A 17,526-nucleotide genomic window follows, 5' to 3' on the forward strand; every position below is an offset into this window, starting at 1 on the left:
TGAGCAACTCGTTGCTCATGATGCTCGGTTCTGCAGGTTTTGGGTGTTTCTGGAGAGCGTCTGCAACAGCGATCTCAGACTGGCCAAAACCTTTCACGCAGGATTGCCGTGATGACCGAGCCCCTCCTCAGCTTTGATGCACTCAAACGCGCCGCTGCCGCCGGCGAAATCGACACCGTATTGGTCTGCATGGTCGACATGCAGGGACGCCTGGTCGGCAAGCGCTTCCAGGTCGAGTTTTTCATCGACAGCGGCCACGAAGAAACCCATTGCTGCAACTACCTGTTGGCCGACGACATCGACATGGAGCCGGTGCCGGGTTACGCCGCGGCCAGTTGGAGCAAGGGCTACGGCGATTTCGTGCTCAAGCCCGACATGTCCACCCTGCGCCGCGTGCCCTGGCTTGAATGCACGGCGCTGGTGCTGTGCGACGTGCTCGATCATCACCATCGCCAGGACCTGCCCCACAGCCCGCGGGCGATTCTGAAAAAGCAGGTCGAGCGCCTGCGCGAGCGTGGCTATACCGGCATGTTTGCCTCGGAACTCGAGTTCTATCTGTTCGATGAGAGCTACGAGGCAATCCACAAGCGCAACTATCACAAACCGAAAACCGCCGGCCATTACATCGAGGACTACAACATCCTCCAGACCACCCGCGAGGAGCCGGTGCTGCGGGCGATTCGCAAGCATTTGCAGGCCTCGGGCATTCCCGTGGAAAACTCCAAGGGCGAATGGGGTCCGGGCCAGGAAGAAATCAACATCCGCTACGCCGATGCGATGACCATGGCCGACCACCACGTCATCATCAAGCACGCCTGCAAAGAGATCGCGCAGTTGCAGGGCAAGGCGATCACCTTCATGGCCAAGTGGCGTTACGACGCCGCCGGTTCCAGCAGTCACATCCATAATTCGCTGTGGGACAAGAACGCGAAGAAGCCGCTGTTCTTCGACGCGAAAGCCGAGTTCGGCATGTCGAAACTGATGCGTGCCTGGGTCGCCGGGCAGCTCAAGTACGCCAACGACATCACCTGTTTTCTCGCGCCCTACATCAACTCCTACAAGCGCTTCCAGGCCGGCACCTTTGCGCCGACGCGGGCGGTGTGGAGCCGCGACAATCGCACCGCCGGCTTTCGCTTGTGTGCCGAAGGCAGCAAGTCCATCCGCATCGAATGCCGCATCGGCGGCGCCGACCTCAACCCCTATCTGGCCTTCGCCGCGTTGATCGCGGCGGGCCTGGCCGGTATCGACGAAAAGCTCGATCTCGTGCCGCCATTCGAAGGGGATGCCTACCAGGACGAGCAGTTGCCGGAAGTGTCCAAGACCCTGCGCGAGGCGAGCGCCGCCCTCAAGGCCTCCGCCATGTTGCGCGAGGCGTTCGGCGATGAGGTGGTCGACCATTACGTGCACACCGCCGAGTGGGAGCAGAAAGAGTACGACCGGCGAATCACCGACTGGGAACTGCAGCGCGGCTTCGAGCGCTATTGAGAACATCATGACTGCGAAGGTGCAATTGATCTCCCCGGTCGATGGCCGGGTGTACGTCGAACGAGAGATGGCCGATGCGGCGCAGGTCGAGCAGGCGCTGACCGCCGCTGCCAGCGCACAGGCGGCATGGCAACGCCGCTCACTGAGCGAACGCGCCGCATTGTGCAGCGCCGCAGTGGACGCGATGTTGTCGATGCAGGCAGACATCGTGCCGGAACTGGCCTGGCAGATGGGGCGCCCGGTGCGCTATGGCGCCGGCGAACTGCGCGGCTTCGCCGAACGCGCCAGGTACATGATCGCCATCGCGCCGCAAGCGCTGGCCGCTGTAGAGCCGGCGCCTGTGGCGGGTTTTCGACGCTACATCAAACGCGAGCCGCTGGGCACGGTGCTGGTGGTCGCGCCTTGGAACTACCCCTATTTGACGGCGGTGAACACGATCATCCCGGCGTTGATGGCCGGCAACAGCGTGATCCTCAAGCATGCCTCGCAAACCCTGCTGGTGGGCGAGCGTTTCGCCGAGGCCATGCGCCGCGCCCATCTGCCGGATGGCCTGTTCCACAACCTGCTGCTCGATCATCGGCAGACCGCCGCGATCATTGATTCGGGCCGGGTACAGCAGGTCAATTTCACCGGTTCAGTCGATGCCGGCAAGGCCATGGAAAGCGCCGCCACGGGACGCTTCATCGGCGTGGGCCTGGAGCTCGGCGGCAAGGATCCGGCCTACGTGCGGGCTGACGCCAACCTCGAGCATGCGGTGGAAAACCTGGTGGACGGCAGTTTCTTCAATTCCGGGCAGAGTTGCTGCGCGGTGGAACGCATCTATGTCGACCAGAAAATCTTCCCGGTGTTTGTCGAGCGCTTCGCCGAACTGACCCGCCAGTACGTGCTGGGCAACCCGCTGGACGAAGCCACCACCCTCGGTCCGATGGTGACGCCGGGCGCCGCGTTTTTCGTTCGTGGCCAGATCGCCGAAGCGTTGGCCCAGGGCGCGACGGCGCTGATCGATCCACAGGCCTTTCCCGCCGACGTGGCGGGCAGTGCCTACCTCGCGCCGCAGGTCCTGGTCGATGTCAGCCATCAAATGTCGGTCATGCGCGATGAAAGCTTTGGCCCGGTGGTCGGCATCATGCCGGTGGCCAGCGATGACGAGGCCATTGCCTTGATGAACGACAGTGAGTTCGGGCTCAGCGCGTCCATCTGGACCCGGGACCTCGCAGCGGCCGAACGCCTGGGCAACCAGATCGCCACCGGCACGCTGTTCATGAACCGCTGCGATTACCTCGACCCGGCGCTGGCCTGGACCGGCGTGAAGAACAGCGGGCGCGGCGTCACCCTGTCGCCACTGGGCTACGAGCACCTGACCCGGGCCAAATCCTTTCATCTGCGTCACGAGGTGTAGACCATGAACCTGACTGGAAACTGGAACTACCCCACGAGCGTTCGTTTCGGTGTCGGGCGCATTGCCGAGCTGGCCGATGTCTGTCGCAGCCAGGGTATCGAGCGCCCCTTGCTGGTCACTGACAGCGGCCTGGCGCGCGCGCCGATCACCACGGCGGCACTGGACGCACTGCGCGCCGCCGGCTTGGGTGTGGCGCTGTTCTGTGACCTCAAGCCCAACCCGGTGGAAGCCAACCTGGCCGGCGGGCTCGACGCCTGGCGCGCCGGCAAACACGACGGTGTGATCGCCTTCGGCGGCGGCAGTGGCCTGGACATGGGCAAGCTGATTGCCTTTATGAGCGGCCAGACCCGCCCGGTCTGGGACTTCGAAGACATCGGCGACTACTGGACCCGCGCCGACGACAGCCGCATCGCCCCGGTCATTGCCGTGCCGACCACGGCGGGGACCGGCTCGGAAGTCGGGCGTGCGGCGGTGATCATCGACGAGCGCACCCACACCAAACGCATCATCTTCCACCCGAAAATGATGCCGCGCGTGGTCATCAGTGACCCGGCCCTCACCGTCGGCATGCCCGCCAAGGTCACCGCCGGCACGGGCATGGATGCGTTATCCCATTGCCTGGAAGCGTACTGCGCCCCCGGTTTTCATCCCCTGGCCGATGGCATTGCGGTGGAAGGCATGCGCCTGGTGGCCAACGCCCTGGTGAAAGCGGTACACACGCCGTCGGACCTCGAGGCGCGCGCGCAAATGCTCGCGGCGGCGGCCATGGGTGCCACGGCATTCCAGAAAGGCCTGGGCGGGATGCATGCGCTCTCCCATCCGGTGGGCGCGCTGTACGACACCCATCACGGCATGACCAACGCCACCTTCATGCCCTATGTCCTGCAATTCAATCGCACGGCCATCGAAGAGCGCATCACCCGCCTGGCGGCGTACCTGCGCCTGCCCTCCCCGGGGTTCGACAGTTTCCTGGCCTTCGTCCTCAAGCTGCGCAAGGACATCGGCGTGCCCCATACCCTGGTTGAACTGGGCGTGGATGACCGGCAGGCCGACCTGATCGCGGACATGGCGATTGTCGACCCCTCGGCCGGCGGCAACCCGCTGCCTTTGACCCGGGACGGTGTGGCAAAGATTTTCGACGCGGCACTTCACGGCCGTCTGTAGGAGCGAGCCTGCTCGCGATGGACGTCAACGATGACGCGGGGAGCCTGACACCCCGCGTCGTCCTCAAGTCCATCGCGAGCAGGCTCGCTCCTACAGAAAACCAAGGTCGAGCCTACGGCGGCTCAGTTCGGCCTGTCCAAAACCTGAAAAGGGGCACACAACAATGAACCCAACAAGCCAGCCGGGCACCGAGGCGCATGACGAGGACGTCAAGGTGCTGCACAGCATGGGCTACGCCCAGCAACTCTCACGACGAATGGGTGTTTTCTCCAACTTCGCCATTTCCTTTTCGATCATCTGCATCCTCTCCGGTGGCATCAACTCACTGGCCCAGGGCACCTCGGGCGCCGGTGGCATATCCATCGGGATCGGCTGGCCGATCGGTTGCCTGATCTCCGGGGTATTCGCCATGGCCATGGCGCAGATTTCCTCGGCCTACCCCACCGCCGGCGGCCTGTATCACTGGGGCTCGATCCTCGGTAACCGCTTCACTGGCTGGCTGACCGCGTGGTTCAACCTGCTGGGGCTGGTCACGGTGCTGGGGGCGATCAACGTCGGTACCTATTACTTCTTTTTCGGTGCCTTCGGACCGGCACTGGGCATGGAGGACACGACCACGGTCAGGGTGATTTTCCTGGCAATCCTCACGGGCCTGCAGGCCTTGTGCAACCACTTGGGTATCGGCCTGACGGCCAAGCTCACCGACTTCTCCGGCTACCTGATCTTCGCCACGGCGCTGGCGCTGACCATCGTCTGCCTGATCTCGGCACCCAGCTATGAATTCGCGCGGCTGTGGACCTTCGGCAACTATTCCGGCGAAGCGGGCGGCAACGTCTGGCCGCAGGTCTCCAACGGCTGGGTTTTCATGCTCGGCCTGCTGTTGCCGATCTACACCATCACCGGCTATGACGCCTCGGCGCATACCTCCGAGGAAACCCGCAACGCGGCCATGTCGGTGCCCCGCGGCATGGTCATGTCGGTGGTCTGGTCGTTGCTGTTCGGCTGGCTGATGCTCAGCGCGTTCGTGCTGATGCTGCCGAACATGGACGAGGCGGCCAAGCAAGGCTGGAACGTGTTTTTCTGGGCCATGAACACCCAGGTCAACCCGATCTTGAAACTGGTGCTTTTCGTGGCGATATTCATCTCGCAGGTACTCTGCGGACTGGCCACCGTCACCTCGGTTTCACGCATGATCTTCGCCTTCTCCCGGGACGGTGGCCTGCCCTGCTCCAAAGCCCTGGCCTCGGTCTCGCCGACCTTTCGCAGCCCGGTGGCGGCGATCTGGACCGGTGCCACCCTTGCCGTATTGTTCGACTGGGGTTCGTCGGTGATCTCGGTCGGGGCAACGCCGGTCTACACGATCGTGGTGTCCTGCACGGTGATCTTCCTGTTCTTCTCCTTCGCCATCCCCATCGTGCTCGGCCTGTTTACCTACGGGACGTCGAAGTGGCCGACCATGGGGCCATGGAACATGGGGCGATTCTGGTACTCGGTGTTCGCCATCCTCTCGATCCTGTCGATGATCATCATATTCGTCATCGGCATCCAGCCACCGAACGATTGGGCGCTGTACATCACCATCGGTTTCCTGGTGCTGACCGCCATCGTCTGGTTCGGTTTTGAAGCCCGGCGCTTCCAGGGGCCACCGGTGGGCGACATGATCGTCAAGCGCCAGGCTGAAATTGCCGCGGCGGAAGCGGCGTTGAACAAACAAGCCGGGGCTTGATGGCCGCTGCGTGCATTTAGTCCAGTCCTGAAACAGGTTCACGCCTGCTTCAGGACCAAAAAACGTACAGCGCCACTGTGTCGATCGCGATTGCGCCGACAAATCCACATCTAAAAAAGGAAGCGTCCTACATACAAGCTATTTCACAAGCGACTTAATTGCCGCCTTTGGGTTTCCCCAGGAGCATGGATGCGCAGGTCCTGGGGTGACCACGGGTTGCTTATGCCGCAGGAAGCTTGTTAATGGAACTGACAAAAATATCCTCGCCACAGAACCGGCGTCTGATCAGGTTCACCTCCCCGATTGCGAACCAGCAGGAGCTGTTGCTCGAGCACTTTTCCGGCGCCGAGGGCTTGTCGACACTATTCAGTTTCGAGCTGTCGCTGATCAGTCAGGATGCGCGACTGGAACTCAAGTCGTTAATGGGACAACCGGCGTCACTCGAGATTGAATTGGCGAGCGGCGAGGCGCGTTACATTCAGGGCTACATCAGTCGATTCAGCCTGCAGAACAGTGACGGCGGCCTGGCTTACTATTCGGCCACCTTGAGCCCCTGGCTGTGGATGCTGTCGCGACGCGTCGACTCGCGGATCTTTCAAGAGCAGAGCATCGAAGACATCCTGCGCACGGTGTTCGCCCACTATGGCGTGCTGCCCAGGTTCGAGTTCCGCCTGGAGCAGCCGCTCAAGTCCCACAGCTACATCACGCAATACCGCGAGAGCGATCTGGATTTCGTCCTGCGCCTGCTGGAGCGTGAGGGCTTGTTGTTCTACTTCGAGCATACGAAGGAAGAACACCGCCTGATCATCACCGACCATTCGCGCAACCTTGAGCCGCTGGCCCGGCAACCGCGAATCCGCTACCACAGCGCGGCGGTCACCGAGACCGCCGACTCGATCACCCGATGGAGCAGCCAACGGATTTTGCAGTCCGGCAAGATGGCCATCCGGACCTTCGACTACCGGCAGCCACGCAATCCGCTGCCGGTCAGCATGCCCAGCCTCAACGTCCAGGGTGATGTGCCAGCCTACGAGATCTACGACTTTCCCGGTCATTACAGCCACGGTATGCCCGCAGAGGGCGAAGCGCTGGTGCGGCATCGACTCGAAGCCCTGGAGGCACAGGGCAAGACGTTTGAGGGCGCCAGCAACTGTCGCGCCATGCTGCCGGGCTACACCTTCGAACTGACCCAGCACTTCGATCACGATGCTGATCCCGTGGATGATCGCCAGTTCCTCCTGCTCAAGGTGGAGCACCAAGGCCGCAACAACTACCTGACGGATCAACCGGCGAGCTACGACAACAGTTTCGTCTGCATCCGCCACAAGATTGCCTTTCGCCCACCGATCATTACGCCGCGACCGACGATTTCCGGGCCGCTCACCGCCATTGTGGTGGGCCCGGAAGGTGAGGAGGTGTTCACCGACGAACTGGCGCGCGTGCAGGTGCGCTTTCATTGGCAGCGGGCGCAGGATCCGGCCCAGGGCACGACCTGGCTAAGGGTCGCCATGCCCAGTGGTGGCGCCGGCTTCGGCCACCAGTTCTTGCCGCGCATCGGTCAGGAAGTGCTGGTGACCTTCCTCGGCGGCGACATCGACCGCCCCCTGGTGACGTCGGTGCTCTACAACGCCGACCATTTTCCCCCGCACTTCAGTAACGCCACGGGGTTGCCGGGCAATCGAACCTTATCCGGGATCCAGACCCGGGAACATCAGGGCCAGGGCTTCAACGAACTGCTCTTCGACGATACACCCGGCGCGTTGCGCACCCGACTGGGCACGACCCATCAGGCCACCGCGCTGAACCTGGGCAAGCTCGTCACGCCGCGAACCGACGGGCAGGCCCAGGCACGCGGCCAGGGCGCCGAACTGCGCAGCGACGCCGCGATTGCCCTGCGGGCGGCCCAAGGGCTGTTGTTGACCACCTACGCTCGCCACGATGCCCAGGGCTCACAGCTGGACCGCGAAGAACTGCTCAAGCTGTTGGCCGAGTGCGGCGAACTGTTTCAGGCCCTCGGCCAGACCGCCGCTGCCCGTGGCAGCCCGAAGATCGACACCCAGGGCATCGAGGCGTTGCGACAGTCGTTGAGTCAATGGCCTGAACCGACCAGCAACAGTCCGGGCGATCCAGTGGTCGCGGTAGCGGCTGAAGCCGGCATTGCCAGCGCCACACCGCGCTCGCAGGTGCATTACGCCGGAGAAAACCATGACACCACCGCCCAGGATCATTTGCAGCTGAGCAGCGGCGCGGCCATGCGCCTGCAAGCCGGCAAAGGCATCAGCGCATTCGCCCAGGACGACGGCATCAGCGCCATCGCCAATCGCGGCAAGGTGCTGGTGCAGGCCCAGGACGACGACATGGTGCTCAATGCGCAAAAGAACCTGCACCTGTCGGCAGCCGAAGGCGAGGTGCTCATCACCGCCCCCACCATCCGCCTGGTGGCCGATGACGGCAGCTACATCAGGATCGGTGGCGGGGTCGAGATCGGTACGCAAGGCAAAGCGATTGTGCATGCCAGCGAGCATGACTGGGTGGGGCCCAAGACCGACAGTGCTGCCGTTCCTGTTTTCGGTCGGGACGGCGCGGACCAACGGCATCGACTGCACTACGAAGGTGATCCAGCCGCAATTGTTCAAGGTCAACCCTACAAAATCGCCCTGGAAGACGGCAGCCTCGTGCAAGGCATCACGGGTACTGATGGACTAACCGAGTTGCTCCAGAGAACAGAGATGCAGCTCGCCAATCTCGAGGTTTTTCGCAACTCATCCCACCAGGTAGCGAACCCGGGCTCGAACAGTACCGGGGCGGACGCATCAGGCCCTTTTGACCCCAGCATCGGACCAGACACCCGTACCGACGGCAGCTAAGGAAAGTGTCGACCCAGTGATCGACGACAGGAACATGATTTCAAAAGGATATGGAAAGCATGAGCTATACGGACAACACAGTGATCGCCACCGGCACGAGTCGTTTGCTGCCCAATAGATCCACGGATCGCAATACTGCTGTGCCGCGAGACCTGCCAGGCGTGGTGATTTTCCTGCACGGCGTGAATGACCCCGGGGCATCCTATGAGTCGGTGGAAATCGGGTTGTGCCAGGGGGTTAACGAGCGGCTGGATCGGCCGGATTTGAAGGCGGGGCGGTATGGGGCCAAGTACAACCAGGCTAACAGTACGCCCAGGAAGGCGTGGAAGGACAACGAAGGGCAAATACTCGACGATCCGGATACTTACCTCTACCAGCGCGACACCGAGGCCCCCAAGACCCGCAGCCTGTTGATTCCGTTTTATTGGGGCTACCGGGCCGAACCCGGCGAAATCAAACGCGATAAAAATGGCGATCCGGCCCGGTTGCGCGATCAATTCCTGGACAGGTTCGACAATCGTCTGGACCGCCATTTTGCCAAAGGCGGCGGATTTTTCGCTAACGCCACCAACAATTTGCTGGGGATGTACGAAGAAGGGTTCGGCAAATGGCTGCGCCATTGGGTTCAACCCACCATGCCTAACTCCCTGTACATGGGCAAGGCGCCGCATCGGCGGTATTTCGTGCTGGCCGCGACCCGGCTGGCGATGCTGGTCAGCGAGATCCGCCGCGTCTCACCCGACGAGACCATCACCATCATGGGGCACAGCCAGGGCACGCTGATCACCTTGCTCGCCCAGGCCATGCTGGTGGATCGCGGTGAACGCTGTGCCGACTGCGCAATCATGGTGGCCTCGCCCTATTCGGTACTGCCGGACGCGACGCCGAAAAATATGCGAACCCTGCAGACCCTGATCGACATCGTGCAACACACCACTCAATCCCCCCATACGCAACCACCCCTCAGTGCCGTGCGCTGTGGCGTACCGGGTTATGGCGGTCGCACGGGGCCGCGCTGGTCACCCGAACAAGGCCAGCGCCTGGGCGCTGACGGGAACACCCTGGTGTTTCCCGAGCGCGACAACCGCGGCAAGGTTTACCTGTATTTCTGCCCGGACGACACCACCGTAGCGCTGGATGATGTGCAAGGCATCGGCACTTACGGCGTGCCGGACGAACTGCCCGATGGCCAGCCGGCCATGACCGCGCTGCAGTCCATGCGCTTCTACCAGCGCCTGTGGACCAAGCGCCTGCGTGACGGCGAGCCGGTACTGGTTGGCAAACCGCCGCAAGCGGACCTCACCCGTGCAGAAGGCGAGCCGCGCTATCCCGGTGGCGGCTCGGTCGCAGCGATAGCCTCGCAAACAGGGATCCGTGAAGGCCAGGAACGCACCATCAATGCCGAACAACTGCACCCACCCCATGCACCGCAGATGTTTGGCGGCGAAGCCGTGACGGGGTCTACCCATCAGGCCGGAAAGGATCGACCGGATGCGGTGTCGCAAAACGCTGCATTGGGCAACCCCGGTGCCACTTTCAAATGGATTTACGTGACCAAGAGTGACAAGCGACTCGACCTGGACGATGGACTTGTTCGCTGGAATCACGGCAAAGAGCCCGACGACCAGACCCGGGCCCTGCGCCAGACGCCAGTGTCCGGCAACCCGATGCTCAATCGTAAGGACCACTACCGCATCTACCGTGAGGAAACCCCTAACGAAATCCGTGCACGCATGCAGGTTGACCAGAAGGAATGGACTGACAACAGCTATCACTCGGCTGTATTGCGCAGCCCGGAGAACCATCGCTGGGTGACGGCGATGGACATTGCGATTGGGCAGGCCAGGTGTCTGGATGATCCGGTGATGCGGGAGGTGTTGGTGGCGATTGCGGATTGGAAGATGGACAAAAAGCGGTTCGATAAAGTCATGAACATGGAAGGCTGGGCACAACTGAGTGAAAAGGCTCAAACATTAGTGGAGGCCAGTTATTTGTATTACGACGAGGGTGAGTTCCCCTCGATAGACTTGGTGTCGTTGACGCCGCCAAGTTTGGTTTTGCCTGTTCCGAGAAAAGGAATGTCTCAATGAGAGATCGCCGGCAGGACAAATCACAGCGGCCGAAGCTGAAAGGCTATCTCTGGACTACGGGGATACTGACAGCTATTTGGCTTGGTTTTTTACTTGTCATCATCTACACAGCACAGGCTGAAAACGGGGAGTTGGGGGATATGAGCACCGTGATGCTTAAGGGAATAGCAAGTATTTTCGGTGCGTTAGTGTTGACCTACAGCGGGCACTGGTTTGGTAAGGCGGTAACTTACGAAGAAGCAGAACTCAAGGCCTACAAATCAAAAATTATGGCCGAGAGAGCCGAGCACAATGCGACCCAGAAGCGCACTTATGCATTGGAAATACGGGGAGTTGGACTCGCAGTCGACAATTGGCATCAATCTTCAATTTGGCGAGAAATCAAAAAGACCAACAACAATTTCACTTCGATCTATTCACGAGACCCCAAGGATTACGACACTTCCGTGAACTCTCGAGAGATCACAGCGAGAATCAACACCCGTGTCGCGTTCAAGCATTCAGCTAGTGACTCGGTGGCCTATTGGCCGATCCCGGTGTTTGCGATAGCGCCACCCAAACAACCTGAAGACACGGGCGCCGCCGCAAATATTCTGGGTGGACGCAATGCCGCTACCTTGGGTGTCACGCTGTTCCTCTGGCAGGACGCGGACAACACCACCCATGCCCAAAGCATAATCGAGCGGCTGTACAAGTTCTTTGATGACAATCCACAGGTACCGCAAGCATTGATTGTGAGCGAGGATGGTGATGTGACCCGAAGTGGTCTTCGCGTGGCCGGCACACCAGGTCTACAAGATGTCCATGCCGTGCCAACGGTGTACGAAAGTATGACTGGTCTACTGCTCACCCGGTCAGATCGGGTAGACCGCTACATCCGCCCCTTTGCCACCCACGATTCCGAGGACAACCAGAACACAAACACCGACATGGGCAAGTTGTGGGCGTTTTACTGGAAACATTCGCCGCTATTTAGAAATGTATATAAAGAAGCCAAACGTGCCGAGGGGATCAAGAATCCCTACGGCCCCGGCACCATGTCCTCCACCTACTGGCAATCCCAACTCCCCAGCCTCTGGCAAACCCTGAGCAACCGAGGGCCCGGTTATTTCGAACCCTCCGCATGGCTGCCGGTGCGCTGGGCCGAGCATCAAGTCAAGGAGTTCGATAAAGCCCCGGTGTTGGGCTACCTGCACCGCCCGATCAAAGTCCTGATGCACGACGACAACGGCAAACCGCTCAAACCCGCGCTACAGGCCAAGGCCCTGCAAGCAGGCTGGCTGCAGGCACTGGAAACCCTGCCCAACGGTGAAAAACCGGCGCGGGTGTTTTACGACAGCACCGACAACACCCCTGGCGAGATCGCCCTGACCATCGCACTGCACAGCCTGAACAGCGATGGAACCGGCCTCGAGCTGGGCAATGTCGACGAGGGCTACGACATCGGCCGACGCCTGGGCAACACCGGCGTCAGTAGCGCCCTGGTCGAAATCAACCTGGCCACGATTGCCAGCTATCAGGAGGGTGGTGTCAGCGCGGTGGTGTACACCGGCGAAGACGGCAGTGTCACCGTGCAAATGGTCCGCCCGCCAGACGAGGCCCGCAAAGCGAAGAACCAGCAAACCCACGGCGCCGATCCGTTCAGATTTCGTATGCCGGGAAACAAACCATGAGCCCTCCCATTTGCCTGGGTGACGCCACCAGCAGCGGTGGCACCGTGGTTTCCTGCCAGCTCGAAGGCACGCATACCCTCAATGGAAAAACCCCGGCGGTGTTGGGCGACAAGGCTTCCTGTCCGCTGCATCTGGGCGAGTTTGCCTTCGTCGAAGGGCATTCGCGCCGGCGTATGAACGGCATTCCGGTGGTATTGCAAGGCCATCTCCTGGCCTGCGGTTGTCATGGCGTGGCGAGCCATGCTTTGAACGTACGGGTTATCTGACGTGGAACTTCGTGTCATCAACCCGGTACTGCGCTGGGGTATCGCCGCTATTCTGGGGCCCTTGCTGCTGATTTTCAGCGCTCACTGGTGGGGCAAAGCCGTGGCCAGTGAAAAGGCGGGGCTTGCCGCCTATAAAGCCAACGTCATCGCGCAAATCAACGAGCAGCAAGCCACGCAAGTACGGACTTATGCATTGGAAATCCGCGGGGTAGGACTTGGGATCTACCAGGATCACCAATCGGAAATCTGGCAGTTCATCAAGAAGAAAAATAACAACTTTGCGTCGATTTACTCACGAGACCCCAAGGATTATACGGACTCACTGGACTCCCGAAGGATCAGCAGAGATATCAAGATCCGTGTCGCCTTTAAGCATTCAGCAGGCGAGTCAGTCGCGTATTGGCCAATCCCGGTGTTTGCGCTAGGTCCCCCAGACCCTTATGAGAAAGGCTACCGGGCCGCCGGCTTGATCAATTCAGGCCGTAATGCGGCGACATTGGGGGTTACCCAGTTTCTCTGGCAGGACGATGAAAGCACCACCCATGCACAAGGCATGATCGAGCGGCTGTTTCAGTTTTTTGACGATAACCCCCAAGTTCCACAGGCGCTGATCGCGAGTCGGGACGGTGACGTGACGCGGGATGTCTATCGCAAGCCTGGTACCCCGGGGTTGCAGAACGGCCACGTCGTCCCCACGGTGTACGAAAGCATGGCCGGGCTGCTGGTCACCCGCTCGGATCGGGTGGATCGGTACATTCGCCGTTATGCCACTCACGAGCGTGAGGACAACCAAAACAAAAATACTGATCTGGGCAAACTTTGGGCATTTTACTGGAAGCATTCCCGAGAATTTCGAGATGTGTACGAAGAGGCGGAGCGTGCCAAGGGTTTTGCAAACCCCGATGCCCCCGGCACCATGTCCACCGCCTACTGGCAATCCCAACTCCCCACCCTCTGGCAAACCATCAGCAACCGCGGGCCAGGAGAGTTCGAACCCTCCCCATGGCTACCCATCCGCTGGGCCCAACACCAGGTCAAAGAGTTCGACGCCGCGCCAGTGCTGGGTTACTTGCACCGACCAATCAAGGTCTCGATGCAGGATGAACACGGCCAACGGCTAAAACCGGCCTTGCAGGCCAAGGCCCTGCAAGCCGGCTGGCTACAGGCGGTGGAGACATTACCCAAAGGGCAGAAGCCGGTCCGCGTGTTCTATGACACCACCGACAACCGGGACGCTGAGATCGCCCTGACCATGGCCTTGCACGGCCTGAATACGGACGGCCATGGCATTGAGCTGGGCAATGTCGATGAGGGTTACGACATCGGTCGGCGTCTGGGCAATACCGGGGTCAGTGGAGCATTGGTGGAAATCAACCTGGCGACCATCGCCAGCTACCTGGACGGCGGAGCCAGCGCGGTGGTCTACGCCGGTAAGGACGGCAGCCTGACGGTACAGATGATCCGCCCGCCGGACGAAGCGCGCAAAGCCAGGAACCGTGAGAACCGAGGTGCCGACCCGTTCAAGTTCGGCGCCCCTAACGGCGGCGTACCCAGAACATGAGCCATCCCATTTGCCTGGGTGACGCCACCAGCAGCGGCGGCACCGTGGTTTCCTGCCAGCTCGAAGGCACGCATACCCTCAATGGAAAAACCCCGGCGGTGTTGGGCGACAAGGCTTCCTGCCCGCTGCATCTGGGCGAGTTTGCCTTCGTCGAAGGGCATCCGCGCCGGCGTATGAACGGCATTCCGGTGGTATTGCAAGGCCATCTCCTGGCCTGCGGTTGTCATGGCGTGGCGAGTACTGCTCAGAATGTGCAGGTGGTTTAGACCGAAACTCCGGGCTGTTTCATTGTTGCAGGGCCGCTGGTGGCTCGCAGCGTGAAGCCCGGTCTCATGAGCCTAATGCTGCTCACTTAAGGACAAACACCGTATCTGTGGCGAGGGAGCTTGTCGGATCGCCGCACCGTCCCGCTGGGGCGCGAAGCGGCCCCTTCTTTTCCCTAAAGAGCAGGGGACTGCTGCGCAGTCCAGCGGGAGCAAGCTCCCTCGCCACAGGTTATTTATTGCTCGCTCTATCTCTTAAGTGAACAGCATTAGGCCTCATGAGCAGGCTGATGATCTATCCTGTGCCTCCCCCCGATTTCACCCCGGAGACACCTGTGCCCGCCCTCACCGCCCGCGAGGTTTACCAGCCGTTGCGCGATGCCGCCCAGGGTATTCGCACCTTCAAGCGTATCGATGAATACTGCACATCGAACCTTGTACGGGTCGACATCGACGGCTGGCGCCTGTTGCTCGATGTCGACGCCGGTCACTTGCGCCACTGCCTGCACGGCCAATGCCCTGATGGCCGCGAGTATGCGTTCGACAGCGGGCAGCGCTTCGGCACCGACCCGGTGAGTTTGCTCAGCACCTGGGAACTGGCGCAGATTGAGCGGTTGCTGGCCTGAATCATTCGCAACCTGTCGTTCCCTGGCCGCACTTGTGATACACAAGCGGGAGTGATTTCTGCGTCCAAGGAGATTCCGTCCATGCCCCGTTCCCCACGCCTTTCGCACTGGCTGGCCTGCGCCCTGCTCGGTTTGTTCGCCGGCGGTGCCCAGGCCGGCACGACGCCCCCGGCACCCGATGCCCTGCAACCCTTGCTGGCGACGATGAACGAGCGCTTGAACATCAGCGAGCTGGTGGCGCTGACCAAGTGGGACAGCGGCAAACCTGTCCAGGACAATGCCCGGGAAGCGCAAGTCATCGCCAACGCGCGCCAGCAGGCGGACCAGCGCAAGCTCGACCCCGACGATGTCGCCGACCTGATTGCGGCCCAGATCGAAGCCAGCAAACTGCTGCAATACGGCCGACTCGCACAATGGCAAGCGGCGCACAAGGCACCGGACACGCCACGACCGGACCTCAACAACGACATCCGGCCCAACCTCGACAAACTGCAGAACCTGCTACTCACGCAGTACGCCGCGTTCCTGCCCTACCGCAAAGACCCGAACTGCCCGCAATGGCTGGCCACCGAACGCTCCGCGCTGATCAAGGATTACCTGCATGGGCAGGCGATGATTCGTGCGACGGGCGAGTTGTGTGTTGTGGGTCGATGACAGCGAAGCGATCCAGACGAAGAGCCCGGCCCAATCAGTCGGGCTTTCATGGACGCGCTTTGCTCTTCAGCTCGCCGCCACTTGAAACCGCTTGCGGTAAGCCGCCGGCAGTAGCCCGACGCGCTGTTGAAACAGCCGGCGAAACGAATTGCCGTCCTCGTAGCCCACGGCATAGGTGATGCTGTCCAGCGTCATGCGTGTGGATTCAAGCAACTTCTTGGCCTTTTCCAGACGCAAGGTCTGCAGGTAGGCGATCGGCGTGTAGCCGGTGGCGTCCTTGAAACGTCGCTTGAAGTTGCGCACGCCGAAGCCGAATTGTCGGGCCACATCATCGATCAACAACGGCTGATCAAAGCGTTCTTCCAGCCAGTTTTGCACCCGCAGGATGTCGCCATCACCATGGCTCTTGGGCATTGACCACATCACATACACCGACTGCTCGCTGCGCACCGAATCGACCAACAGGTACTTGCCACACTTTTGCGCCAGTTCCAGAGACGCAAAACGACGCACCAGGTGCAGCAACAGGTCCATGGCCGCACTCGCGCCGCCGCTGGTGACCACGCGATTGTCCTCGCAAATGATTTGCCCTTCGTCGAGCAACGCTTCGGTATAGCGACGACGGAAAAGCTCGGCGAAAGCCCAGTGCGTGGTCGCACGGGTGCCGTTCAATAGCCCGGCCTCCCCCAGCATGAACGCCGCCGTGCACATGGAAGCCACCACCGCACCTTGGGCGTGCTGCTCACGCAGCCACGGCCCATAGGCGTAAAAGGCCGGCAAGGCGTCCTTGAGGGTGAAGAGGAATCCCGGGATCAGGACCAGATCGGTTCGCGGGATCTCGCGAGTGGAATGGTTGACCTGCAAGCGCTGCCCGCCCCAGGCGGCGACATCGGCGCCATCAAGCGAAGCGCTGACCACCTTGAACGGTGGTGGGTCGCTATCGGCGAACAGGTTGGCGGCACTGAGCACTTCCAGGGCCATGGTTGCGCTGGCGGCGGAGCATTGATCCGCCAGTAACAAGGTGATGTGCATAGCGACCCCATTGCGCTTTTCGCATGAAAAATGTCATTTGCGCACCTACCTTAGCCGATTTACAAGGCCTAAAGTGCAGCCATCAACCCAACGGTGGCGCACTTATGAATCTCTGGTTTCGACTTTTCCTCATGCTGTTGCGTCGCCCGTGGCGCAAACCCGTGGACGCCTCGGCGACCACCGTTGTGCGCATGCGCGTGTGGCCGCTGGATCTGGACCTCAACCGGCACGTTACCAACGGTCGCTATTTCACGCTGGCAGACATCGGGCGAATGGATTACGTACTGCGCAGCGGCGCCTTTCGCGTGGCGCTTCGTCATAAGGCCGTGCCGATTGTCGGCGATACCTGGGGCAAGTTCCGCCGAGAGTTGCGCCTGTTCGAAGCCTTTGAAATACATACCCGCATGCTTGGCTGGGACAACAAGTGGACCTTTATGGAGCACCGTTTCGTGAGCAAGGGCCGGGTGGTCGGCGTGGTGGTGATGCGCGGTCTGTTCCGCGCGGGCAGAGCCACGGTGGCACCCGGTGAATTCGCGCTGGAGCTGGGTTTGCCAGAGCAATCGCCGTCGATGCCGTCATGGCTGACGGACTGGTCGCGTAACTGCAACGACATGAGCCATCAGTTGCGTACACAAGAGGCTCCGCCTGCGCGGCAACCGGAGACAGTCGGCTGACCGCGATGTAAAACACCCTTTACATACGTGAAATCCCCGGCGAATA

Annotated in this window: 13 protein-coding genes and 1 pseudogene; 13 read left to right on the forward strand and 1 reads right to left on the reverse strand. The window is 61.1% G+C overall.

The genetic code is table 11. The annotated features are described in order from the left end of the window. The first annotated feature begins 111 nt into the window (after positions 1–111). From KW841_RS27140 to KW841_RS27195, 12 genes and pseudogenes are all read left to right on the forward strand, one after another. Complete coding sequence (locus tag KW841_RS27140) at positions 112–1,485, forward strand: glutamine synthetase family protein (protein WP_218480417.1); 1,374 nt, start codon at positions 112–114, stop codon at positions 1,483–1,485. A 7-nt stretch (positions 1,486–1,492) separates the two neighbouring features. Continuing rightward, the gene (locus KW841_RS27145; RefSeq protein ID WP_218480418.1) at positions 1,493–2,884 is read left to right on the forward strand and encodes an aldehyde dehydrogenase family protein; all 1,392 of its coding nucleotides are present in this window, start codon (positions 1,493–1,495) and stop codon (positions 2,882–2,884) included. A gap of 3 nt (positions 2,885–2,887) precedes the next feature. Then, positions 2,888–4,048: an iron-containing alcohol dehydrogenase gene (locus tag KW841_RS27150; RefSeq protein ID WP_102673960.1), complete on the forward strand. Its 1,161-nt coding sequence runs from the start codon at positions 2,888–2,890 to the stop codon at positions 4,046–4,048. A 163-nt stretch (positions 4,049–4,211) separates the two neighbouring features. Further along, the gene (locus tag KW841_RS27155; protein WP_218480419.1) at positions 4,212–5,774 is read left to right on the forward strand and encodes an amino acid permease; all 1,563 of its coding nucleotides are present in this window, start codon (positions 4,212–4,214) and stop codon (positions 5,772–5,774) included. Positions 5,775–6,016: 242 nt separating this feature from the next. Next, positions 6,017–8,366: pseudogene (locus KW841_RS27160) on the forward strand (type VI secretion system Vgr family protein); the annotation flags it as partial. 334 nt (positions 8,367–8,700) lie between these two features. Then, positions 8,701–10,731, forward strand: a complete 2,031-nt coding sequence (locus KW841_RS27165) for a DUF3274 domain-containing protein (RefSeq protein ID WP_218480420.1) — start codon at positions 8,701–8,703, stop codon at positions 10,729–10,731. Next, the gene (locus tag KW841_RS27170) at positions 10,728–12,404 is read left to right on the forward strand and encodes a DUF2875 family protein (protein ID WP_218480421.1); all 1,677 of its coding nucleotides are present in this window, start codon (positions 10,728–10,730) and stop codon (positions 12,402–12,404) included. Before KW841_RS27165 ends, KW841_RS27170 begins: the two co-directional genes overlap by 4 nt. Continuing rightward, positions 12,401–12,670 carry a PAAR domain-containing protein gene (locus KW841_RS27175; RefSeq protein ID WP_102699148.1) on the forward strand — a complete coding sequence of 90 codons (270 nt, stop codon included), beginning with the start codon at positions 12,401–12,403 and terminating at the stop codon, positions 12,668–12,670. Before KW841_RS27170 ends, KW841_RS27175 begins: the two co-directional genes overlap by 4 nt. 1 nt (position 12,671) lies before the next feature. Beyond that, positions 12,672–14,231 carry a DUF2875 family protein gene (locus KW841_RS27180; RefSeq protein ID WP_218480422.1) on the forward strand — a complete coding sequence of 520 codons (1,560 nt, stop codon included), beginning with the start codon at positions 12,672–12,674 and terminating at the stop codon, positions 14,229–14,231. Further along, positions 14,228–14,497: a PAAR domain-containing protein gene (locus KW841_RS27185; protein WP_218480423.1), complete on the forward strand. Its 270-nt coding sequence runs from the start codon at positions 14,228–14,230 to the stop codon at positions 14,495–14,497. The genes KW841_RS27180 and KW841_RS27185 overlap by 4 nt, the downstream gene beginning before the upstream one ends. A gap of 332 nt (positions 14,498–14,829) precedes the next feature. Continuing rightward, positions 14,830–15,120, forward strand: coding sequence for a hypothetical protein (locus KW841_RS27190; protein ID WP_371319545.1), 291 nt, complete (start codon positions 14,830–14,832; stop codon positions 15,118–15,120). Positions 15,121–15,201: 81 nt separating this feature from the next. Next, a complete protein-coding gene (locus KW841_RS27195) occupies positions 15,202–15,774 on the forward strand; it encodes a chorismate mutase (RefSeq protein WP_218480425.1) in 573 nt (190 codons plus the stop codon). A 66-nt stretch (positions 15,775–15,840) separates the two neighbouring features. Here KW841_RS27195 and KW841_RS27200 read toward each other — a convergent pair whose 3' ends face one another. Next, positions 15,841–16,806: a GlxA family transcriptional regulator gene (locus KW841_RS27200; RefSeq protein WP_218480426.1), complete on the reverse strand. Its 966-nt coding sequence runs from the start codon at positions 16,804–16,806 to the stop codon at positions 15,841–15,843. Between the two features lie 104 nt (positions 16,807–16,910). Between KW841_RS27200 and KW841_RS27205 the strand changes: the two genes are divergently transcribed. Next, complete coding sequence (locus tag KW841_RS27205; protein WP_218480427.1) at positions 16,911–17,480, forward strand: acyl-CoA thioesterase; 570 nt, start codon at positions 16,911–16,913, stop codon at positions 17,478–17,480. Positions 17,481–17,526: the final 46 nt, after the last annotated feature.

Origin of the sequence: Pseudomonas sp. PDM28, assembly GCF_019219115.1 — a bacterium.
GTDB classification, from domain to species: Bacteria; Pseudomonadota; Gammaproteobacteria; order Pseudomonadales; family Pseudomonadaceae; genus Aquipseudomonas; species Aquipseudomonas laurylsulfatiphila.